This is a genomic window from Enterobacter cloacae complex sp. P15RS, assembly GCF_014895905.1.
Taxonomy (GTDB): Bacteria; Pseudomonadota; Gammaproteobacteria; order Enterobacterales; family Enterobacteriaceae; genus Enterobacter; species Enterobacter quasihormaechei.
Window position 1 is genome coordinate 1 of record NZ_JADBQL010000019.1, and the last position, 22,207, is coordinate 22,207.

21 protein-coding genes are annotated in these 22,207 nt (G+C 54.6%); 13 read left to right on the forward strand and 8 right to left on the reverse strand.

The window, feature by feature from the left end; all coding sequences use genetic code 11:
* The first annotated feature begins 92 nt into the window (after nt 1-92).
* Both IM267_RS12280 and IM267_RS12285 read left to right on the forward strand, forming a co-directional pair.
* Nucleotides 93-545, forward strand: coding sequence for a DUF4385 domain-containing protein (locus tag IM267_RS12280; RefSeq protein ID WP_063450553.1), 453 nt, complete (start codon nt 93-95; stop codon nt 543-545).
* A 151-nt stretch (nt 546-696) separates the two neighbouring features.
* A complete protein-coding gene (locus tag IM267_RS12285) occupies nt 697-2,004 on the forward strand; it encodes an MFS transporter (protein WP_063867943.1) in 1,308 nt (435 codons plus the stop codon).
* Here IM267_RS12285 and IM267_RS12290 read toward each other — a convergent pair.
* The 5 genes from IM267_RS12290 to trxC form a co-directional block, all read right to left on the reverse strand.
* A complete protein-coding gene (locus tag IM267_RS12290; protein WP_063867945.1) occupies nt 2,001-2,324 on the reverse strand; it encodes a YfiM family lipoprotein in 324 nt (107 codons plus the stop codon). The two genes, IM267_RS12285 and IM267_RS12290, sit on opposite strands and share 4 nt — an antisense overlap.
* A 45-nt stretch (nt 2,325-2,369) precedes the next feature.
* A complete protein-coding gene (pssA, locus tag IM267_RS12295) occupies nt 2,370-3,725 on the reverse strand; it encodes a CDP-diacylglycerol--serine O-phosphatidyltransferase (protein WP_063450550.1) in 1,356 nt (451 codons plus the stop codon).
* A 109-nt stretch (nt 3,726-3,834) separates the two neighbouring features.
* Complete coding sequence (pat, locus tag IM267_RS12300; protein ID WP_193033488.1) at nt 3,835-6,498, reverse strand: protein lysine acetyltransferase; 2,664 nt, start codon at nt 6,496-6,498, stop codon at nt 3,835-3,837.
* A 35-nt stretch (nt 6,499-6,533) separates the two neighbouring features.
* Entirely contained in the window at nt 6,534-7,232 is a 699-nt protein-coding gene (gene tapT / locus IM267_RS12305) for a tRNA-uridine aminocarboxypropyltransferase (RefSeq protein ID WP_193033489.1), read from the reverse strand.
* Nucleotides 7,233-7,302: 70 nt separating this feature from the next.
* Nucleotides 7,303-7,722, reverse strand: coding sequence for a thioredoxin TrxC (gene trxC / locus IM267_RS12310; RefSeq protein WP_003860733.1), 420 nt, complete (start codon nt 7,720-7,722; stop codon nt 7,303-7,305).
* A 204-nt stretch (nt 7,723-7,926) separates the two neighbouring features.
* Between trxC and IM267_RS12315 the strand changes: the two genes are divergently transcribed.
* Entirely contained in the window at nt 7,927-9,012 is a 1,086-nt protein-coding gene (locus IM267_RS12315) for a tRNA/rRNA methyltransferase (RefSeq protein WP_017383555.1), read from the forward strand.
* Nucleotides 9,013-9,060: 48 nt separating this feature from the next.
* Here IM267_RS12315 and ung read toward each other — a convergent pair whose 3' ends face one another.
* On the reverse strand, nt 9,061-9,750 hold the full coding sequence (gene ung / locus IM267_RS12320) for a uracil-DNA glycosylase (protein WP_193033490.1): 690 nt from the start codon (nt 9,748-9,750) through the stop codon (nt 9,061-9,063).
* A 315-nt stretch (nt 9,751-10,065) separates the two neighbouring features.
* Here ung and grcA point away from each other — a divergent pair, with 315 nt between their 5' ends.
* Nucleotides 10,066-10,449, forward strand: a complete 384-nt coding sequence (gene grcA, locus IM267_RS12325) for an autonomous glycyl radical cofactor GrcA (RefSeq protein WP_193033491.1) — start codon at nt 10,066-10,068, stop codon at nt 10,447-10,449.
* Nucleotides 10,450-10,500: 51 nt separating this feature from the next.
* Here grcA and srmB read toward each other — a convergent pair whose 3' ends face one another.
* Nucleotides 10,501-11,829 carry an ATP-dependent RNA helicase SrmB gene (srmB, locus tag IM267_RS12330; RefSeq protein ID WP_063450547.1) on the reverse strand — a complete coding sequence of 443 codons (1,329 nt, stop codon included), beginning with the start codon at nt 11,827-11,829 and terminating at the stop codon, nt 10,501-10,503.
* Nucleotides 11,830-11,961: 132 nt separating this feature from the next.
* Between srmB and IM267_RS12335 the strand changes: the two genes are divergently transcribed.
* A complete protein-coding gene (locus IM267_RS12335; protein WP_063867952.1) occupies nt 11,962-12,699 on the forward strand; it encodes a tRNA1(Val) (adenine(37)-N6)-methyltransferase in 738 nt (245 codons plus the stop codon).
* Here the strand turns inward: IM267_RS12335 and nadB are convergent.
* On the reverse strand, nt 12,684-14,303 hold the full coding sequence (gene nadB / locus IM267_RS12340; RefSeq protein ID WP_193033492.1) for an L-aspartate oxidase: 1,620 nt from the start codon (nt 14,301-14,303) through the stop codon (nt 12,684-12,686). The two genes, IM267_RS12335 and nadB, sit on opposite strands and share 16 nt — an antisense overlap.
* 425 nt (nt 14,304-14,728) lie before the next feature.
* Here nadB and rpoE point away from each other — a divergent pair, with 425 nt between their 5' ends.
* The 8 genes from rpoE to era all read left to right on the forward strand — a co-directional run bounded on the left by rpoE (nt 14,729) and on the right by era (nt 22,199).
* A complete protein-coding gene (rpoE, locus tag IM267_RS12345) occupies nt 14,729-15,304 on the forward strand; it encodes an RNA polymerase sigma factor RpoE (protein ID WP_006176728.1) in 576 nt (191 codons plus the stop codon).
* A gap of 31 nt (nt 15,305-15,335) precedes the next feature.
* Entirely contained in the window at nt 15,336-15,986 is a 651-nt protein-coding gene (gene rseA / locus IM267_RS12350) for an anti-sigma-E factor RseA (RefSeq protein WP_063450544.1), read from the forward strand.
* Nucleotides 15,986-16,939 (forward strand): sigma-E factor regulatory protein RseB, encoded by a 954-nt coding sequence (gene rseB, locus IM267_RS12355; protein ID WP_003860717.1) that lies wholly within the window; start codon nt 15,986-15,988, stop codon nt 16,937-16,939. The genes rseA and rseB overlap by 1 nt, the downstream gene beginning before the upstream one ends.
* A complete protein-coding gene (gene rseC / locus IM267_RS12360) occupies nt 16,936-17,412 on the forward strand; it encodes a SoxR-reducing system protein RseC (protein WP_193033493.1) in 477 nt (158 codons plus the stop codon). Before rseB ends, rseC begins: the two co-directional genes overlap by 4 nt.
* Before the next feature lie 185 nt (nt 17,413-17,597).
* Nucleotides 17,598-19,403 (forward strand): translation elongation factor 4, encoded by a 1,806-nt coding sequence (gene lepA / locus IM267_RS12365; protein ID WP_003860714.1) that lies wholly within the window; start codon nt 17,598-17,600, stop codon nt 19,401-19,403.
* Nucleotides 19,404-19,418: 15 nt separating this feature from the next.
* Nucleotides 19,419-20,393: a signal peptidase I gene (gene lepB / locus IM267_RS12370; protein ID WP_193033494.1), complete on the forward strand. Its 975-nt coding sequence runs from the start codon at nt 19,419-19,421 to the stop codon at nt 20,391-20,393.
* A 223-nt stretch (nt 20,394-20,616) separates the two neighbouring features.
* The gene (gene rnc, locus IM267_RS12375; protein ID WP_003860711.1) at nt 20,617-21,297 is read left to right on the forward strand and encodes a ribonuclease III; all 681 of its coding nucleotides are present in this window, start codon (nt 20,617-20,619) and stop codon (nt 21,295-21,297) included.
* Nucleotides 21,294-22,199, forward strand: coding sequence for a GTPase Era (gene era / locus IM267_RS12380; protein ID WP_003860709.1), 906 nt, complete (start codon nt 21,294-21,296; stop codon nt 22,197-22,199). The genes rnc and era overlap by 4 nt, the downstream gene beginning before the upstream one ends.
* The last annotated feature ends 8 nt before the right edge of the window (nt 22,200-22,207 follow it).

Genomic DNA, 22,207 nt, shown 5'->3' on the forward strand with positions numbered 1-22,207 from the left:
GGTTTTTTGCTTTGTGCGCCAGAAAATGCCGGGTGGCGGCACCGCCTGACCGTGCCTACAATTGTTAAAACGCTTTTAACAATGGTGCTGCTTTGATACGTCCCTTTGATTACCAACAAGATTTTGCCAACATTAATTTCCGTGACCATCCAGAGCTGTATCAGGTGGGGCGGGGAGAGCAGGGTGTGCTCATGGTGGAACCTTACAAAAGCGAAATCCTTCCGCACTGGCGATACAAAAATGCTGAAGTTGCAGCGCGATCGGCGAAAGAAATTTACGCCCTGTTTGAAGAATATCGTCAGCAAAACGACTTTGTGGGTATGGATATGGCGCGTAAATTCATTCAGATGGGCTATACCCGCGCCAGGCGATACGCCAATCATAAAGGCGGTAAAAAGTACGATGAGAAGCGCCAGGTCAAACCGCTGGATTGCGATCCCGTAAAAGCAGAAGCCGCCGCGGTCTTCAAAAAGTGGTGGGATAAAATTCGGGCAGATGAAGATTATTTGCAGCGAAAAAAGGCGCATCAGCAGAAGTGGGGATAATTACTACGTCCGCTAATAATTCGATACCTGATCGAGTTCACAAAACGTAATGAAACATATTAGAAACATTTTATTTACCTAACGATTCGTTTTAAATCCGGTTTTACTGTTTGTGGGCAATGGCCCGCAATGTGAGACAGGGGATTTTAAAATGACAGAAACCGTAGCCAGTGCAGATACGGATAACACCAATTTGGCAAATAAGGATACCCGTCGTCGGGTTTGGGCAATCGTTGGGGCCTCATCGGGAAACCTCGTAGAGTGGTTTGACTTTTACGTCTATTCATTCTGTTCACTCTACTTTGCGCATATCTTTTTCCCGTCAGGGAATACCACCACTCAGCTTTTGCAAACCGCAGGCGTTTTTGCCGCCGGGTTCCTGATGCGCCCTATCGGTGGATGGCTGTTCGGCAGGATCGCAGACAGAAAAGGGCGCAAGACCTCCATGCTCATCTCCGTATGCATGATGTGCGTCGGCTCTCTGGTGATTGCCTGCCTGCCCGGATATGACACTATCGGAACATGGGCACCCGCATTGCTGCTGCTGGCTCGTCTGTTCCAGGGGCTGTCAGTCGGTGGCGAATACGGCACCAGTGCGACATACATGAGCGAAGTGGCGGTTGAAGGCCGAAAAGGTTTCTATGCATCATTTCAGTATGTGACCCTCATTGGCGGACAGTTGCTGGCGTTACTGGTTGTGGTGATCCTGCAACAAATCCTTAGCGATGAAGATTTGCGCGCCTGGGGCTGGCGCATCCCGTTTGCTATGGGCGCTGCCCTGGCGGTTGTCGCCCTGTGGCTACGCCGTCAGCTTGATGAAACCTCTCAACAGGAGGTCAGGGCGCTGAAGGAGGCGGGCTCAATGAAGGGGCTCTGGCGAAACCGCAAAGCATTTTTGATGGTGTTAGGTTTTACCGCCGCGGGCTCGCTAAGTTTCTATACCTTCACCACCTACATGCAAAAATATCTGGTTAACACCACGGGCATGCATGCAAACGTTGCGAGTGTCGTCATGACGGTGGCGTTACTCGTCTTTATGCTTATCCAGCCGATTGTCGGCGCGCTGTCGGACAAAATAGGTCGCCGCACCTCCATGCTGATCTTTGGCGGCATGCTCACCCTGGGTACCGTTCCGCTTTTGACTGCGCTACAGCAGACAACGTCGCCGTATGCCGCTTTCGCGCTGATCATGGTGGCACTCATCATTATCAGTTTTTACACGGCAATCAGCGGCATTTTGAAAGCGGAAATGTTTCCCGCACAGGTGAGGGCGCTGGGTGTAGGCCTGTCATATGCGGTCGCGAATGCCCTGTTCGGCGGTTCGGCGGAATATGTCGCGCTCTCACTTAAGTCGTGGGGCAGTGAAACGACCTTCTTCTGGTATGTCACCGTAATGGGAGCGCTGGCGTTTATTGTCTCGCTGATGCTGCATCGCAAAGGAAAAGGTATCCGCCTTTAATAATGTGCCATCTGCCAGACGGCGTAGCCGGTTGTTGCGCCGGCTACGTCCCACGCAAAATCTTTCCAGCTCCAGCCGCTTCCTGAGGGGCGGCTATCCCAAAGCTCTTTCGATGCCCCCATGCTTATGGAGAACATCAGGCCCATTGTGGCGCTTCGATCCCGGCTATATCCCTGGTGCAGCGCATACTCATTGCCCGCAGCGGACAACATTGCAGACGCCAGAAAGTGTTGAGCTTTGTCCTGACCCGACCAGCTATCATTCGCCATATGGCTGCAACCGGTCAGGAAAAGAGGGATTATCAGGAAAGGCGTACGCATTAACAGGCTCCATAAAAAAGCCCCGTCAGTGACAGGGCCCGGGAATTACAGAATACGGCTAATGAGGCGATCGATACGGATCCGACGTAGACGGCGAATCAGCTTGCGAACTTTCACCGGATAATCCGCGATGCTTTGCAGATCGCGGTAATGACGAACCACTGTGGTATGCGTGCGTATAAGCTCCAGCTCACGATCGCGTTTCGCGGCTAATGCATGCTGAGGATCGTGAATCAGGATGGCATTCTCCAGATCCAGACGCCAGGCGCGCGGGTTCAGGTTATTACCGGTCAACAGCATCCACTCATCATCGACCCACATCCCTTTGAGATGATAGCTGTTATCTTCATCTTTCCAGAGACGCACGACCAGCTGGTCCGTGTTCACGTAGTACTGTAAACGGCTCAGGAAGCGACGCAGGTTAATCTCATAAAGATAAGGCAGTGCGCCGATGATCTTGAAAGGCTGATCTTCCGGAATGAAAAAGTCGTTTGCCGTTTTATCTCCGACGATGATTTCCACCTTTTTACCCTCACGCAGCAGCTGAATAATATTGCGCACCAGAACGGCGGGAAGGTTGAAGTATGGGGTGCAGATAGTGAGCTTATGCTCCGCGCACGGCATCAAATGGAAAATCGTCTTGTTCAGCAGGCTGGTTTTTCCCAGGCCTACCAGCGGCGTAACGGACAGCTCTTCATTACTGGCGTCACCCTGGAAACGATAAACCGCATCGCGCAGCTCCTGGCGGAAGGAGCGAACGTCGTTTTTAATTTCCGGGCTTTTCGGGCGATGAGGATCGTCAAGACGGTGGACACCCCGGCCATGAACCAGGTTTTTATCCACCCAGTTGAACATGATGTCGGCCATCTGCGGATTGCGAATCAGATGGTAGCGATCGTAACGGTATTTATCGAGCTGATGGAGATAAACATCATTCAGGCTGGCGCCGCTGTAAAGGACGCTGTCATCAATGATAAATCCTTTGAAATGAAGAACGCCAAGCGCTTCACGGGTATTCACGGGCACGCCATACACCGGAATATCGATCCCCGGGTTCTCCTGGGCCGTGCGGCAATACCAGTCAGCGTTAGTGTTCGAGGCGGCCGCGCCAATACGGCCACGCTGCGCGCGGTGCCAGTCAACCAGCACACGAACGTCCAGTTCCGGACGTTGGCGTTTCGCTTCATAGAGCGCGTTCAGGACAGCACGCCCACCTTCATCCTGTTCAAGATAGAGCGCCACAATGCAGATACGTCGCGTCGCGCTGGCAATCTTTTCCAGAAGCGTCTCCCGGAAACGAGCGGGAGCATAAAAGAACTCTACATCATCAACTGACTGAGAAATCTTCGGTAGTTGAGCAAGGTGTTGTTGATGTTTATTACGCTTAAATTTTGACAACATCACAGTGCGTTTCTTCTCTGTTCATTGAAGGGTTGTCTGTACCAGGCAAACAACATAAGCGGACAATGATACCCCAGTGATGCGAAAAGTGGGTAACATTTCCAGAAGCTTACTCGTGTTTATCCGTTGATGTCAGGCTGAGGGACAGGGAGACAATGCCTTCATCCAGCTGGATATCAACGTCAAAACCGAGCTTCCGCGCCAGGGTCACCATACCCCGATTATTTGGCATAGTAATGCCGTTCAGGCGTGACAATCCGTGATCGCGCGTATATCCAATGAGTTTTTCGAGCAGCCGTCTGCCCAACCCCAAACCTTTAAGATCGGAACGCACCAGCACGGCAAACTCCGCATCCACGTTATCCGGGTCGGAAATGGCGCGCGTCACGCCAAGGATCTCCTCTCCCTCTCCGGAGCGGCGAACCGCCACAATCGCCATTTCTCGATCGTAGTCGATCTGGGTCATATTGGCTAAATCGTCGTGGGTAAATTCGTTGATTTCGCTGAAATAGCGATAGTATAAGTCTTCCTTCGTCACCTGCGAGATGAACGCTCGCAGCAGCGGCTCATCTTCCGGCAGGATAGGGCGAAACAGCGCCCGCTCTCCATTTTTCATCTCCACCCACTCTTCCAGATGAAGCGGATAAGGACGAATGGCGAGACGGCTTTCCCGGTCACCGACAAATGGCGCAATTTCCAGCGTCACGTCGAGGGCCGTAAATTCATTTTCGGAAGCGAGGAGTGGGTGGATATCCAGGCGCTGGATCTCCGCACAGTCAACAATGAGGTTAGAGACCTTCACCAGAAACTGGCTTAATCCGGCGATATCAAGCGGCCTCAGAGCGCTTCTCCCGCGGATTTTTTTACTTTTAATGGCCTGAATAATTAAATAACGCGCCAGGTTCATGTTTAGTGGCGGAAGCGCGACAGCCGCCTGTTCTTCAGGCCGCCATTCAACGCCGCCTTCACCCAGCATAATGAGCGGACCAAAAACCGGATCGTGTTCGACCACCACGCGCAGCTCCTGCGCGCCCGCACGGTTAGCCATGCTCTGCACCAGCAGGCCGTGGATCCTGGCCTGTGGCCACGTCATTTTAACGCGATCGATAATGGCATCCGCGGCCTGTTGCACTTCTGTCGCGGTGCGCAGATACAGCATGACGCCCTGCACATCTGATTTGTGCGGAATATCGGGGGAGCGCAGCTTCAGCGCAACCGGATAGCCAATCTGCTCAGCGATATGTACCGCCTCGGCGCTGTCGCCGGCAATCCAGGTGGGCAGCGTTTGCATCCCATAGCTGCCAAGAATGGGTTGCACTTCATGCGTATCAAGCGACGTGGCGCCCTCTTCGATGGCCTGCTGCAATAGCCTGTGCACGTCCACCGAATTTGCTGTGAGGTTGCCCGGCAGGGCTGGCGTTTCACGCAGCTGCTTCTGGTTGCGGCGGTATTCAACCATATGCATAAACGCGGTAATGGTGCCCTCCGGCGTGCGGTAGGTTGGCAGCCCGGCTTCACTGAACAGACGGCGCGCTTCCTGTGAAGAGAACTCGCCGCACCAGTTAGTCAGCAGGGTGACGTATTTGCCGCGCGGATGGTTTCGGACAGCCTCAATCAGCGCGCGTGCGCTTTCACTGCCGGGCGCAGCGGCGCTGGGTGAATGAATGATCATCAGCGCATCGAAATCCTGACTGTCGAGCAGGAGGGAGATCGCCCTGATGTAGCGCTCGCTTGTGGCATCATCGCGTAAATCGAGCGGATTACCGGGAGTAACGCTGCCCGGCAGCACCTCCCGCAGGCGCTGAAGCGTCGCTTCGCCCAGCGTTGCCAGCTTGCCGTTGCGCAGCCACAGTTCGTCCAGCGCCAGTGCGGCGGGAGCGGCACCGTTGCTGACGATCATCAGCTTTTCACCGCGCAGGGGGCGCATGTGGCTCAACGTTTCGACGGCAGAAAAAAGCTCGTGCGTATCCTGAACCCGCAGCAGACCGGCGCGCTGGATCGCGGCATCCCATGCGGGATCCATCCCGGAATGGGAATGCAGCAGGCGCTGCGCCGCCGGGCTGCGCCCGCTTTTGATGACCAGAATCGGTTTATTACGCGATGCGCTACGCGACGCCGACACAAAACGACGGGCGTCGCTCAGGTGCTCAAGATAGAGCAGGATCGCGCTGGTTTTGCTGTCACGCGCCAGGAAATCCAGCAGTTCATCAACGTCAATGTCCAGGCTGTCACCCAGGGCGATGAAGTAGGAAAAGCCCATCTCACGCTGTTGCGCCCAGTCGAGGATCGTATTGGATACCGCAGCCGACTGCGAAATAAAGGCCAGCTTACCTTTACGGATCGGAACCGGGGAGAAGCTGGCATTCAGCCCTTGCCAGGGCGCAAGCAGACCCAGGCTGTTTGGACCAAGAATACGCATCTGGTAGCGGCTGGCGCAGGCCATCAGCTCAGGCTGCTGCTCAGGAGGCGACGAGAGAATAATACAGGTTTTACAGCCTTTCTGGCCGAGCGACTCAAGCAGTTCGAGGTTTCGTTTCGCATGCGTACAGAGCACGGCGAGGTCGGGAACGAACGGTAAACTTTGCACGTCCGGCCACGCCAGCACCCCCTGAACCGCCTTATAGGCGGGCGTAACGGGCATGACCGGGCCATTAAACCCACCAGCCAGCAGATTGCGCATCATCAGAAACCCTGCGCGGTCCGGTTTCATTGAGGCGCCAATAACGGCAATGGATTTCGGACGAAGTAGCGCTTCTAACCCTCTCTGGCTCATGCAGGCCTCCCGTGAATGCAAGCGACCTGATGATTTTAAACGCTTTCTGTCTCAGTTGCTGTGACGCTACCCTTATGAACGGTTTTTCCCGCAAGATAACGTTCGCGGAAGCAGGAGAAGTGACTGCCAAGCGCGCCAGCAGCCCGGGTATCGCCTGCCAGATCCAGTAGCGCAATCGCGACCTCCGCAGTGCAGTACTGGCCGTCGGCATGGGCTTCGCGCAGGCGATAGGCCGAAACGCGCGACAGATCGACGGAAATTACCGGCAGCGCATCAAGATACGGGCTTTTGCGAAACATCTTTCTGGCTTCCGTCCATGTACCGTCGAGCATAATAAACAGCGGCGGTTTACCGGATGGCGGCGCCGAAAGCACCTGACGATGTTCGCCTGCATACGATGCAGGGAAAACGACCATTGGCTGATAGTCCGGGTTTGCCACCAGGTCGAGCAGTGCCTGAGGTGGCTCAGTACGCGACCACTGAAACGCCGCTGTTTCTGGCAGAATATCGGCGATCAGGCGCCCCGTATTGCTGGGCTTCATCGGTTCGGTATCAAACATGACCAGACAAAAGCGGCTTTTCGCCTCGCTCGGCGCAAGCGTTTCGCACAGGCACACCTTCAGCGGTAAAAGGCAGCGCTGGCAGCGGCGAATACGATTGCCTCGGGCCAGAAAAGGGCGGGTGGCGCGAGCAAGGCGCTCGGCGCGTAATTGAAGTACAGCGTTATCAGTCATGGGCGAAAAGGCAGGAAAAACCCCATTTTCGCAGAGGAGAGAACGGGGCACAAGATGTGCCCCGTGAATGTTACAGGGATTCGTTTAACCAGCTGTCGAAAGGCGCTTTTGGCACGGCACCGTTGAGCATGTCGATCACTTCACCATTTTTGAAAATCATAATGGTGGGAATGCTGCGAATGCGAAAACGGGCGCTGAGCTCACGTTCGGCTTCGGTATTCACTTTCACAAAACGCATTTTCCCGCTGCGCTCTTCCGCCACGTCTTCGAAAATTGGCGCAAAGTTGCGGCAAGGGCCGCACCACGGCGCCCAGAAATCGACCACAACAGGCAGATCGTCCTTGAGGAGTTTGTCCAGCGTAGCACCCGTCGCGTTAATGACATCGCCATCAAATAATTCGTGGCCACAACGCCCGCATTTCGCACCGTCATCCATCCGATCGTCCGGAATGCGGTTTAAAGCCTGACAGTTGGCACATACGGTATTCATAACTAACCTCTGATAGAGCCGTGGAACAACGGCAGAACGCCGATAATGTTTCTGATATGTTACATATTATCAGTGAGCCTGTATGAAACGACAACGCGTTTTATTCAATGGGAACAATAGTCACAGGCTTTTGTACGAAATTATGGCTATGAGCTTGCACATCGGGTAATCTGCGCGCTTCGCGCAGCGCTGGTGGAGAAAAGCATGAACGACGAAATGAAAAACAAAAGCGGCAAGGTCAAAGTGATGTATGTCCGCAGTGATGATGACTCTGATAAACGCACCCAAAATCCGCGTACCGGAAAGGGTGGCGGGCGTCCAGCGTCTTCTCGTGCAGACGGTGGCCGTCGCCCCGCCCGCGATGACAGAAATAACCGCGGTGATGACCGCAAACGTGATGACCGTAAGCGTGACGATCGCAAACGCGACGATGTTGTCCGCGACGGTGGATCGCCATGGCGTACCGTTTCGCGCGCGCCGGGTGAAGAGGCGACTGAAAAGGCCGATCACGGCGGTATCAGCGGAAAAAGCTTTATCGATCCGGAAGTGCTGCGTCGTCAGCGTGCGGAAGAGACCCGTGTATACGGCGAGAACGCCTGTCAGGCCCTGTTCCAGAGCCGCCCGGAGTGTATCGTTCGCGCATGGTTTATCCAGAGCGTGACCCCGCGCTTTAAAGAAGCGCTGCGCTGGATGGCGGCGAACCGCAAAGCCTACCACGTGGTTGACGATGCCGAGCTGACTAAAGCGTCCGGTACTGAACACCACGGCGGCGTCTGCTTCCTGATCAAAAAACGTAACGGTACTACCGTGCAGCAGTGGGTCAGCCAGGCGGATGCCGATGACTGCGTGCTGGCGCTGGAAGATGTGGGTAACCCGCATAATCTGGGTGCAATGATGCGTAGCTGCGCGCACTTTGGCGTGAAAGGCGTGCTGTTACAGGATGCCGCGCTGCTGGAATCCGGTGCGGCAATCCGTACCGCGGAAGGCGGTGCAGAGCACGTTCAGCCGATCACCGGCGACAGCGTGCTGGAAGCCCTCGAGCAGTTCCGTAAAGCGGGCTACACCATTGTCACTACCTCAAGCCGTGCCGCAACGCCGCTGTTCAAAGCGACGCTGCCACGCAAAATGGTGCTGGTGTTAGGCCAGGAGCGTGATGGTTTGTCTGATGCGGCACTCTCCAGCGCTGACCTGAGCGTCTCTATCGACGGTACAGGCAACGTTGAAAGCCTGAACGTCTCCGTTGCGACCGGCGTACTGCTGGCGGAATGGTGGCGTCAGAATAAAGCATAAGCCTTTGTGCTGATTGAATGCCCGGTCCACCGGGCATTCAGGCCCAAACTACTCACTCTCTGCCGGTAATACAGGCATCCAGTCAATTGGCTTTTCGCCATGCTTTTCCAGCCATTCATTTGTCAGAACAAAATGATTACTGCCAAAGAAACCGCGGTGTGCAGACAGCGGCGACGGGTGCGGTGCTTTCAGTACGTGATGACGCTGACGATCGATAATCGCCCCTTTCTTTTGTGCATGCGAACCCCAGAGTAAAAATACGACGCCTTTACGGTGCTCATTAATCAGGCTGATGACCTTATCGGTAAAGGTTTCCCAGCCGAGGCTGGCGTGGGAGTGCGCCTGGCCTGCACGAACCGTCAACACGGTGTTCAGCAACAGCACGCCCTGGCGCGCCCAGCTTTCCAGATAGCCGTGATTAGGGCGAGTAAAGCCGGGGATCGTTCCTTCAAGCTCTTTATACATATTCAGCAGAGAAGGGGGGATAGCCACGCCCGGACGCACGGAGAACGCCAGTCCGTGAGCCTGACCAGGGCCGTGGTAGGGATCCTGGCCCAGAATAACCACCTTCACGTCGCTCAGTTCGGTATAGCGAAAGGCGTTAAACACATCTTTCTGCGGCGGATAAATCGTCTGGCCAGCCTGCCGTTCAGCCGCAACGGTGCTGAGGGTATTGATAAAGTAGGGCTGCTGCTTCTCTTCTGCCAGCACGTCATGCCAGGTTAAAGGTGTCGTCATCTCGCTCTCCTGCGAATTTCATTCTCTGCCTAGCTTACCTGTTAAAGCCCGTTGAGCAAAATAACACGCTGAAAAGTGGGCTAAGTCGCTAAATTTATTTTGGAAAAGATGCGGGATAAGTTGAATGGGTAAGGCGAAGAAATTGATCTGGAGCAACAAATGCAGACCGCACTCTTTGTGTGGTTAGTGGTTTTGTTGATTTAAATCAACAAATCACCGGGGTCTGAATGTTATATATACACACAAGAAACAATGGTTTTACCAATTGGCCGCGAAAGGCCAGCATCAGTTAATGTAGCCTAAGGGAGGCAACACATGATTACAGGTATCCAGATTACTAAAGCAGCAAACGACGATCTGCTGAACTCTTTCTGGCTGCTGGACAGCGAAAAAAACGAAGCGCGCTGTGTCGTAGCGAAAGCAGGTTTTGCGGAAGACGAAATCGTTCCGGTGAAAAAGCTGGGCGAAATTGAATACCGTGAAATTCCAATGGAAGTGAAGCCAGAAGTCCGCGTGGAAGGCGGTCAGCACCTGAACGTTAACGTTCTGCGTCGCGAAACCCTGATGGACGCCGTTGAGCACCCGGAAAAATACCCGCAGCTGACCATCCGCGTGTCTGGCTATGCGGTACGCTTCAACTCTCTGACCCCGGAACAGCAGCGCGACGTTATCGCACGTACCTTTACTGAAAGCCTGTAAGGTTTCAGCCACGGGGGGGAATAAAAAAGCCGGGAATGTCCCGGCTTTTTTTTACTCTTCAGTTTTTGTCTCTGGCGCAGCAGAGCTTGGTTTACGGCGCTTACCAATGTTTTTGGTGTCGCGGTGGCGCTGCTTAACGCGCGGTTTCTCTTTTTCTTTCTCTTTTCTCTCGGCACGTTTTGCGAGCGCTTTCTTGGACGGTTTACCCGTCATTTTTTCACTCGGTGCACGTGTGGTCGGACGAAGTCCGTCGATAACGCGAGCTTTAAGCGGCTCATCAACGTAGCGGCCAATTTTCTGAAGCAGCAGATGGTCGTGCGCTTCTACCAGAGAGATAGCAATACCTTTACGGCCCGCACGGCCGGTACGACCAATGCGGTGGAGATAAGTATCACCGCTGCGTGGCATATCAAAGTTGATCACGTGGCTCACGTCAGGGATGTCGATCCCGCGCGCGGCAACGTCGGTGGCAACCAGCACATTCACGCGGCCATCGGTCAGACGCTTAATCCCTTCGGTACGCTTAACCTGCGCCATTTCACCTTCGAGATAGCAGTTGTTGATGCCGGCATTGCGCAGCATTTCTGCCAGCTCATGCACGCGCTCGCGTTTGCGAACGAAGACGATGGTACGGGTTGCATCTTCCTGCTTCAGCAGGTGTTTCAGCAACTCAACCTTATGCTCAAGGTTATCTGCACGGTAGTACCACTGGTGGATCTTCTTACGCTCGCGCGTGGATGGCGTGGCGGACACTTCCACCGGATCTTCCAGCAGACGTTCGGCGAAATCTTTGATGGCATCCCCTTCAAGGGTTGCCGAGAACAGCATGGTCTGGTTACGCCAGCGCGTTTCACCCGCGATGTGTTCGATATCCTGGGCAAAACCCATGTCCAGCATGCGGTCAGCTTCATCGAGAATGAGCGTTTCCACCGCGCGGCAGTCGAAGTTCTCTTCTTTAATGTATTGCAGCAGACGGCCCGTCGTCGCAACAACGATATCCTGGTTTTCGCTGAACACTTCCGCGTGGTTCATATACGCTACGCCGCCGGTGATGGTAGCGATATCCAGATGGGTGTTCGCCGCCAGCTCACGCGCGTGTTCGGCAACCTGCATCGCCAGCTCACGGGTCGGGGTCAGGATCAAAATACGCGGCGGGCCTGATTTTTTACGCGGAAAATCGAGCAAATGCTGCAACACAGGCAGCAAGTAGGCTGCTGTCTTCCCCGTGCCGGTTGGCGCAGAACCGAGCACATCGCGGCCCTCAAGCGCAGGCGGAATGGCCGCGGCCTGAATGGCGGTCGGGCGTGTAAAGCCTTTGCTCTCAAGAGCATTGAGCAGGCTTTCATCGAGTTCAAGTTCGGAAAAAGTCGTTACAGTCATGTTCTACCTCTGTGTGGGGCGCTGATTATAGACGTTACGGCTGTAATCTTCATCTGTTTGTATGGATATCGCTTTTCGGCCACTTCGCTTTCCCCTATGCTACTCCAGTTTCACACAGAAGGTTGCCCTGACATGTCTCAACTCAAAGCGCAGCTGCGCCGCGATGGTTTTACGTTTAAACAGTTTTTTGTGGCGCACGATCGTTGTGCGATGAAAGTCGGTACAGACGGTATTTTACTGGGTGCATGGGCGCCTGTCGCAGGTGTTAAACGCATTCTGGATATCGGGACGGGCACCGGGCTCCAGGCGTTGATGCTGGCGCAGCGAACGGAAGAACACGTCACGATCGATGCCGTTGAGCTTGATCCTCAGGCGGCGCAGCAGGCGCGGGAAAACGCTGCTGAATCCCCGTGGGCAGAACGCGTCAGGGTGGAATGCGCAGATGTCCTGACCTGGGCGCCAGAGCAGACCGCGCGTTACGATTTGATCGTCAGCAACCCGCCGTATTTCGTGCCCGGCGTGGAGTGTGGAACGCCGGAACGCGAGCAGGCGCGTTACACCCGTTCGCTCGATCACCCGTCACTCCTGACCAGTGCGGCGGAACTTATCTCGGAAGAGGGATTTTTCTGCGTGGTCCTGCCTGAAAGCACGGGCAACACCTTTATTGAGATCGCTCGTGAGATCGGCTGGAAGTTGCGTCTTCGTACCGATATCTCCGATACGGAAGGGCGCTTACCGCACCGCGTGTTGCTGGCGCTCTCGCCGAAAGAGGGGGAGTGCTTTATCGACAGGATGGTCATTCGCGGGCCAGACCAGCGTTATTCCGAAGATTACACTGCCCTGACCCAGGCCTTTTACCTGTTTATGTGAACCTGCGGCGTCAGCACCGACGGGCCGGATGTTTCCAGCGTGTCGGGATAGTCCAGCGTATAATGCAGACCACGACTCTCTTTGCGCATCATTGCGCAGCGCACAATCAGTTCGGCAACCTGCACCAGGTTGCGAAGCTCCAGCAGGTTATTGGAAACGCGGAAGTTGGCGTAATAGTCATCAATTTCCTGCTGCAACATCATAATGCGGCGTAACGCGCGCTCCAGACGCTTCGTTGTGCGTACAATCCCGACATAATCCCACATGAGCAGCCGCAGCTCGTGCCAGTTATGCTGGATAACCACCCGTTCGTCAGGGTTATCCACCCGGCTTTCATCCCACGCCGGCAGGCACGCTGTCGCGCGCGCGTAGGGCATGCGTTTGGCAATATCTTCCGCAGCAGACCACCCGTATACCAGACACTCCAGCAGCGAGTTTGATGCCATGCGGTTGGCGCCATGCAGGCCGGTATAACTGACCTCGCCGATGGCATACAGGCCATCCACATCGGTACGACCGTGATCGTCAACCATCACCCCGCCACAGGTATAGTGGGCGGCAGGCACAATCGGTACCGGATCGCGGGTCAAATCGATACCCAGACTCAGCAGCTTTTCGTAAATCATCGGGAAGTGCTGGCGAATAAATTCTGCCGGCTTATGGCTAATGTCCAGATACATGCAGTCCACGCCAAGCCGCTTCATTTCGTGGTCGATGGCGCGGGCCACGATATCCCGCGGCGCCAGTTCACCTCTGGGGTCGAACTCCGGCATAAACCTGGAGCCGTCCGGGCGTTTCAGACAGGCGCCTTCACCGCGCAGCGCTTCCGTCAGCAGAAAGTTTCGCGCCTGCGGATGGAACAGGGCGGTGGGATGGAACTGATTAAACTCCAGATTCGCCACGCGGCAGCCGGCGCGCCAGGCCATGGCGATACCGTCTCCGGACGCGATATCCGGGTTCGTCGTGTACTGGTAAACCTTGGAGGCTCCGCCGGTCGCCAGCACAACGGCTTTTGCCTGGCAGGTTTCCACCTTCTCTTTATTCCGGTTCCACACCCATGCGCCGACAACGCGGCGCGTGCCGGGCAGGCCAATCTTATCGGAAATAATCAGGTCGACGGCGTTGCTGCGCTCCAGCACCTGAATATTGGGATGGCTGAGAGCTTTGCTGACCAGCGTAGTTTCAACCGCCTTTCCGGTCGCATCAGCAGCGTGCAGAATACGGCGGTGGCTGTGCCCGCCCTCACGGGTCAGGTGATAACTCTCTTCACCATTGGGCTGAACGTGTGTATCAAACAGCACGCCCTGGTCGATAAGCCATTGCACGCAGTGGCGGGCATTACTGGCGACAAATTCTGCGGCATGCTCATCCACGATCCCGGCACCGGCAATCAGAGTATCTTCTACATGTGAGGCAATGCTGTCCGTTTCATCAAACACGGCGGCAATGCCGCCTTGTGCATAGAAGGTGGAACCTTCGCTCATCGGCCCTTTACTCAGCACGATGACGTTCTGATGTTCTGCCAGGCGCAGCGCAAGGGAAAGGCCGGCAGCACCGCTACCGATGATCAGTACATCACAATGAAGTTCAGGCGTCGTGTTCATGATGTTTGTTTAATTTACTAAACATGGTGTCGGGAGAATAGCATTCTGATGCGAGTTATCGCACGTTTTTTTTGATGCGTGTTGCAATGACTAAACGAAAGGCCAGAAGTTAAATCATCGCTAAATGACGGGAAATATTTTGCGAAGCAGATCGTTAGCTTCAGATTTTGTGGTGAAATAAAGCCTGTGTTGCGTTACTCTTCTGACGATAAAGTTGATGATTCTTGTCAGAAAGCGGGTGCGTATCGTGAACAGACTTATAATGAGAGAAAATGAACGGTCTGCGGCGCGATGAACAAAAACAAAGGCGTTACGGAACTTATTGAAGAACAGACGCTCTAACTCGGTGCTTGCTCAAAGTGCAATGTTGGTAGAGTGGCGTTTCGATAACGCGTGGAATTTGGTTTGGGGAGACATTACCTCGGATGAGCGAGCAGTTAACGGACCAGGTCCTGGTTGAACGGGTCCAGAAGGGAGATCAGAAAGCTTTTAACCTACTGGTGGTGCGCTACCAGCATAAGGTAGCGAGTCTGGTTTCCCGCTATGTACCGTCAGGCGATGTGCCTGATGTCGTACAAGAGTCTTTTATTAAGGCCTATCGCGCGCTGGATTCATTCCGGGGGGATAGTGCTTTTTATACCTGGCTGTATCGCATTGCAGTCAATACGGCTAAAAATTATTTGGTTGCTCAGGGGCGTCGTCCGCCTTCAAGTGATGTCGATGCTATCGACGCGGAAAACTTCGAAAGTGGCGGCGCGCTGAAAGAAATTTCGAACCCTGAGAACTTAATGTTGTCAGAAGAACTGAGACAAATCGTTTTTCGCACGATCGAGTCGCTCCCGGAAGATTTACGCATGGCAATTACGTTACGGGAGCTGGATGGCCTAAGCTATGAAGAGATAGCCGCCATCATGGATTGTCCGGTCGGCACGGTTCGTTCACGAATTTTCCGTGCGCGAGAAGCCATTGATAATAAAGTTCAACCGCTTATCAGGCGTTGACGATAGCGGGATACTGGAAAAGGTATTAGGCATGCAGAAAGAAAAACTTTCCGCTTTAATGGATGGTGAAACGCTGGATAGTGAGCTGCTTGATGAGCTGTCTCATTCTCCCGAAATGCAACAGACCTGGGAGAACTATCACCTCATCCGCGACACGATGCGCGGTGATACCAGCGAGGTTCTCCATTTCGATATCTCAGCTCGCGTTATGGCGGCCATTGAGAACGAACCTGTTCATCAGACCACGCCGCTGATTCCTGAAGCGCAGCCTGCACCTCACCAGTGGCAGAAAATGCCGTTCTGGCACAAGGTGCGTCCGTGGGCGAGCCAGCTCACCCAGATGGGTGTCGCTGCGTGCGTATCGCTTGCAGTTATCGTTGGGGTCCAGCACTATAATACTCAGTCTGAAGCCAGCCAGCAGCCTGAAGCGCCAGTGTTCAATACGCTGCCGATGATGGGTAAAGCCAGCCCGGTGAGCCTGGGCGTACCGGCAGATGCCTCCGCAAGCGGCGGACAGCAACAGCAGGTACAGGAGCAGCGTCGTCGCATTAATGCGATGTTGCAGGATTACGAGTTGCAGCGTCGTCTGCACTCCGAGCAGCTTCAGTTTGAGCAGGCCCAAACCCAGCAGGCTGCTGTGCAGGTGCCAGGAAACCAAACTTTAGGAACGCAATCGCAGTAATGAAGCAACTTTGGTTCGCCATGTCTTTGATGGCGGGTAGCCTGTTCTTCTCTGCTAACGCCTCGGCTGATGTTTCATCCGGGGCGTTGTTGCAGCAAATGAATCTGGCCAGCCAGTCACTCAATTATGAGTTGGCATTTATCAGCATCAATAAGCAGGGTGTCGAATCGTTACGCTATCGCCACGCCCGCCTTGATAATCAGCCGCTCGCCCAGCTTTTACAGATGGATGGCCCGCGTCGGGAAGTGGTCCAGCGTGGGAACGAAATCAGCTATTTCGAGCCTGGCCTTGAGCCGTTTACGCTCAATGGCGACTACATCGTTGATTCTCTGCCGTCGCTCATTTATACCGATTTTAAACGTCTCGCTCCCTACTATGATTTTATCTCTGTGGGACGAACGCGTATTGCCGACAGACTGTGCGAAGTGATCCGCGTTGTGGCGCGGGATGGCACACGTTACAGCTATATCGTCTGGATTGACGCAGAGACGAAGCTGCCGATGCGCGTTGATCTGCTCGATCGCGACGGTGAAACGCTTGAACAGTTCCGCGTCATCTCCTTCGACGTGAACAGCCAGGTTGGCAACAGCATGCAAAATCTGGCCAAAGCCAGTCTGCCGCCTTTGCTTTCCGTTCCTGCTGGCGATTCTGTTAATTTCAACTGGGTACCTTCCTGGATCCCGCAAGGGTTCAGCGAAGTTTCCAGCAGCCGTCGCCAGTTGCCTACTATCGAAACGCCGGTTGAGTCACGACTCTACTCCGATGGTCTGTTTAGCTTCTCGGTGAACATCAATCGCGCTACGGCGAACAGTTCCGAACAGATGCTCCGTACCGGCCGCCGGACGGTTAGTACCACGGTGCGCGATAACGCGGAAATCACCATTGTCGGTGAATTACCGCCGCCAACGGCAAAACGCATTTCAGACAGCATCAAATTCAGGGCGGCACAATGATTAAAGAGTGGGCCACGGTCGTTTCCTGGCAGGATGGCGTAGCGCTCGTCAGCTGTGATGTTAAAGCATCATGCAGCAGCTGCGCCTCCCGAGCCGGCTGCGGCAGCCGCGTGTTGAATAAGCTGGGGCCGCAGACGTCGCATACTATTGCGGTACCAAGTGACCAGCCGCTGGTGGCAGGGCAGAAAGTGGAACTGGGCATCGCTGAAGGTAGCCTGCTCACCTCGGCCATGCTGGTTTACCTTTCTCCCCTGGCTGGTTTGTTCGTGATGGGCGGGCTTTTCCAGATGCTGTTTGGCACAGATTTGGCTGCCATGTGCGGAGCTGCTTTAGGCGGCGTAGGCGGATTCTGGCTTGCTAAAGGCCTCTCCCCCAGGCTTACCGCCCGGGAAGCCTGGCAGCCCGTCATCCTCAGCGTTGCGCTGGCACCCGACCAACTTCGTGTTGAGACGCTCTCTTCTGAGGCCCGGTGATCTGCCGGGCTTTATTATTATTTACACCGCAATAAAGAAAACGCCGACTCTTCGCGCTATACCTGGCTCTAAGTGCATTTCCAGCAGACGAGGATGTAGTGTAGAATGCTGCGTTTTCGCACTGAAAAACGTCAGGCTAAGAACAGCGGCCTCCAGGAATTCGTAAGGCATAATTATTTAACTATATGAAGAACATACGTAACTTTTCGATCATAGCTCACATTGACCACGGTAAGTCGACGCTGTCTGACCGTATTATCCAGATTTGCGGTGGCCTGTCTGATCGTGAAATGGCAGCCCAGGTTCTGGACTCCATGGACCTGGAACGCGAACGCGGTATTACCATCAAAGCGCAGAGCGTAACGCTCGACTATAAGGCTTCCGATGGTGAAACCTACCAGCTGAACTTTATCGACACCCCAGGGCACGTTGACTTCTCTTATGAAGTATCACGCTCGCTGGCGGCCTGCGAAGGCGCGCTGCTGGTGGTGGATGCCGGGCAAGGCGTAGAGGCCCAGACGCTGGCAAACTGCTACACCGCCATGGAAATGGATCTCGAAGTGGTGCCGGTTCTGAATAAAATCGACCTGCCAGCCGCCGATCCTGAGCGCGTAGCGGAAGAGATTGAAGATATCGTCGGTATTGATGCGACCGATGCCGTACGCTGCTCGGCAAAAACCGGCGTCGGCGTTCCGGACGTACTGGAACGTCTGGTGCGTGACATTCCGCCGCCGGAAGGCGATCCGGATGCGCCGTTACAGGCGCTGATCATCGACTCTTGGTTTGATAACTACCTCGGCGTTGTCTCGCTGGTACGTATTAAAAACGGCACCATGCGTAAAGGCGACAAAATCAAGGTCATGAGCACCGGACAGGTTTACAACGCTGACCGTCTGGGCATCTTCACGCCAAAACAGGTTGACCGTACCGAGCTGAAATGCGGCGAAGTGGGTTGGCTGGTCTGTGCCATTAAAGACATCCTCGGCGCGCCGGTGGGTGATACCCTGACCGGTGCACGTAACCCGGCAGATAAAGCGCTGCCCGGCTTCAAGAAAGTGAAACCGCAGGTCTATGCGGGTCTGTTCCCGGTCAGCTCCGATGATTACGAAAACTTCCGCGATGCGCTCGGTAAGCTGAGCCTCAACGATGCCTCCCTGTTCTACGAGCCAGAAAGCTCTACGGCGCTGGGCTTCGGCTTCCGTTGTGGCTTCCTCGGCCTGCTGCACATGGAGATCATTCAGGAACGTCTGGAGCGTGAATACGATCTGGACCTGATCACCACCGCCCCGACGGTTGTTTACGAAGTAGAAACCACGTCGAAAGAGGTGATCTACGTTGATAGCCCGTCCAAGCTCCCGCCGCTGAATAACATTCAGGAACTGCGTGAGCCTATCGCAGAGTGTCACATGCTGCTGCCGCAGGAGTTCCTCGGCAACGTGATCACCCTGTGTATTGAGAAGCGTGGCGTGCAGACCAACATGGTTTACCACGGTAACCAGGTGGCCCTGACCTATGAAATTCCGATGGCGGAAGTGGTGCTCGACTTCTTCGACCGTCTGAAGTCCACCTCCCGCGGCTATGCGTCGCTGGACTACAACTTCAAACGCTTCCAGGCCTCGAACATGGTCCGCGTGGACGTGCTGATCAACGGCGAACGCGTTGATGCCCTGGCGCTCATCACCCACAACGATAACGCACCGTACCGCGGTCGCGAGCTGGTTGAGAAGATGAAAGATCTGATCCCGCGTCAGCAGTTTGACATTGCGATTCAGGCGGCCATCGGTAACCACATCATTGCCCGCTCAACCGTGAAGCAGCTGCGTAAAAACGTTCTGGCGAAATGCTATGGCGGTGACGTCAGCCGTAAGAAAAAGCTGTTGCAGAAGCAGAAAGAAGGTAAGAAGCGTATGAAGCAGGTCGGTAACGTAGAGCTGCCGCAGGAAGCATTCCTTGCCATCCTTCATGTTGGTAAAGACGGTAACGGTAAATAACCTTAAGGAGTTGGCATGGCGAACATGTTTGCCCTGATCCTGGTCATCGCTACCCTGGTGACAGGCCTGCTGTGGTGCCTGGATAAGTTTATCTTCGCCCCAAAACGCCGTGAACGTCAGGCTGCCGCGCAGGCAGCCACTGACGATGCGCTGGACGCGAAAACCCTGAAGAAAGTTGGCCCTAAACCGGGCTGGCTGGAAACGGGGGCATCGGTATTCCCGGTGCTGGCGATTGTGCTGGTGGTGCGTTCATTTATCTATGAACCGTTCCAGATCCCGTCAGGATCGATGATGCCAACGCTGCTGATTGGTGATTTTATTCTGGTTGAGAAGTTTGCCTATGGCATTAAAGATCCGATCTACCAGAAAACGCTGATCGAAACGGGTCATCCGAAACGTGGCGATATCGTGGTGTTTAAATATCCCGACGATCCGCGCCTGGACTATATTAAGCGCGCGGTAGGTTTACCGGGCGATAAAGTGACCTACGATCCGGTGGCGAAAGAGGTGACCGTTCAGCCTGGCTGTCGCTCTGGTAATGCATGCGAAAATGCGCTGCCAATCACTTACTCCAACGTCGAGCCAAGTGATTTTGTGCAGACCTTCGCCCGTCGTAACGGCGGTGAAGCGACCAGCGGTTTCTTCCAGGTGCCAAAAGGTGAAACCAAAGAGAACGGCATTCGTCTGGTTGAGCGCAAAGAGACGCTGGGCGATGTTACTCACCGCATTCTGACCGTGCCAATCGCGCAGGACCAGCTGGCAATGTACTACCAGCAGCCGGGACAGCAGCTGGCGACCTGGATTGTGCCGCCGGGACACTACTTCATGATGGGTGATAACCGCGATAACTCCGCGGACAGCCGTTACTGGGGCTTTGTGCCGGAAGCGAATCTGGTCGGTAAAGCAACCGCTATCTGGATGAGCTTCGAGAAGCAGGAAGGCGAGTGGCCGACCGGCGTTCGCCTGAATCGTATTGGCGGAATCCATTAATTTTCGTGAAAAATAACGCGTAGCGGCTTTTATTAGCCGCTACGTGAATTATTTCAGCGATAAATCTCTTTGAACTAACGACATCCCCTGTCGTTGTGTATAGAATATTCCCCCGAAGTTTAAGGTTGGCCCTGCAAGGGTGCCACGGCACACGAAACCGCGTTGGTTTTCTCAGGTCGGTTTCGTGTGCTGCATTTTTGACGCATTCATTTATTGGTATCGCATGAACCCCATCGTAATTAATCGGCTTCAACGGAAGCTGGGCTACACTTTTCATCATCAGGAGTTGTTGCAACAGGCATTAACCCATCGCAGTGCCAGCAGCAAACATAATGAGCGTCTCGAGTTTTTAGGCGACTCTATTTTAAGCTTCGTGATTGCGAATGCGCTTTATCATCGTTTTCCGCGTGTGGACGAAGGTGATATGAGTCGCATGCGCGCCACGCTGGTGCGCGGCAACACACTCGCTGAAATCGCACGCGAGTTTGAGCTGGGTGAATGTCTGCGTCTGGGGCCGGGTGAGCTGAAAAGTGGTGGGTTCCGTCGTGAATCCATTCTCGCCGATACGGTCGAGGCCTTAATCGGTGGCGTGTTCCTGGACAGCGATATCCAGACCGTAGAAAAGCTGATCCTGAACTGGTATCAGACCCGTCTGGACGAAATCAGCCCGGGCGATAAGCAAAAAGATCCGAAAACGCGTCTGCAAGAATATTTGCAGGGTCGTCACCTCCCGCTGCCATCCTATCTGGTGGTGCAGGTGCGTGGCGAAGCGCACGATCAGGAATTTACCATCCATTGCCAGGTCAGTGGCCTGAGTGAACCGGTGGTCGGCACGGGTTCAAGCCGTCGTAAGGCTGAACAGGCTGCCGCCGAACAGGCGTTAAAAATGCTGGAGCTGGAATGAGCATCGACAAAACCTATTGCGGATTTATTGCCATCGTCGGACGTCCGAACGTTGGCAAATCCACCCTGCTGAATAATCTGCTTGGGCAGAAGATTTCTATCACCTCGCGTAAGGCGCAGACCACGCGTCACCGCATCGTCGGTATCCATACTGAAGGCGCGTATCAGGCGATTTACGTCGATACCCCGGGCCTGCACATGGAGGAGAAGCGCGCCATCAACCGTCTGATGAACAAGGCGGCGAGCAGCTCCATTGGCGACGTAGAGCTGGTGATTTTCGTTGTGGAAGGCACCCGCTGGACGCCGGACGACGAAATGGTCCTGAACAAGCTGCGCGACGGCAAAACGCCGGTGATCCTCGCGGTCAATAAAGTGGACAACGTGCAGGAAAAAGCCGATCTGCTGCCACACCTACAGTGGCTGGGCAGCCAGATGAACTTCCTGGACATCGTTCCACTGTCTGCGGAAACCGGTCTGAACGTTGATACCATTGCCGGCATCGTACGTAAGCACTTGCCAGAAGCGACTCATCACTTCCCGGAAGATTACATCACCGATCGCTCGCAGCGCTTTATGGCCTCTGAAATCATCCGCGAGAAGCTGATGCGTTTCCTGGGCGCAGAGCTGCCGTACTCGGTCACGGTTGAGATCGAGCGTTTCCAGTCGAACGAGCGCGGCGGTTACGACATCAATGGTCTGATCCTCGTTGAGCGTGAAGGTCAGAAGAAGATGGTGATCGGCAATAAAGGCGCCAAGATCAAAACTATCGGAATCGAAGCCCGTAAAGACATGCAGGACATGTTTGAAGCACCGGTTCACCTGGAACTGTGGGTGAAAGTGAAATCTGGCTGGGCCGATGATGAGCGTGCGCTGCGCAGCCTCGGTTACGGCGAAGACCAGTAACCAAAGAC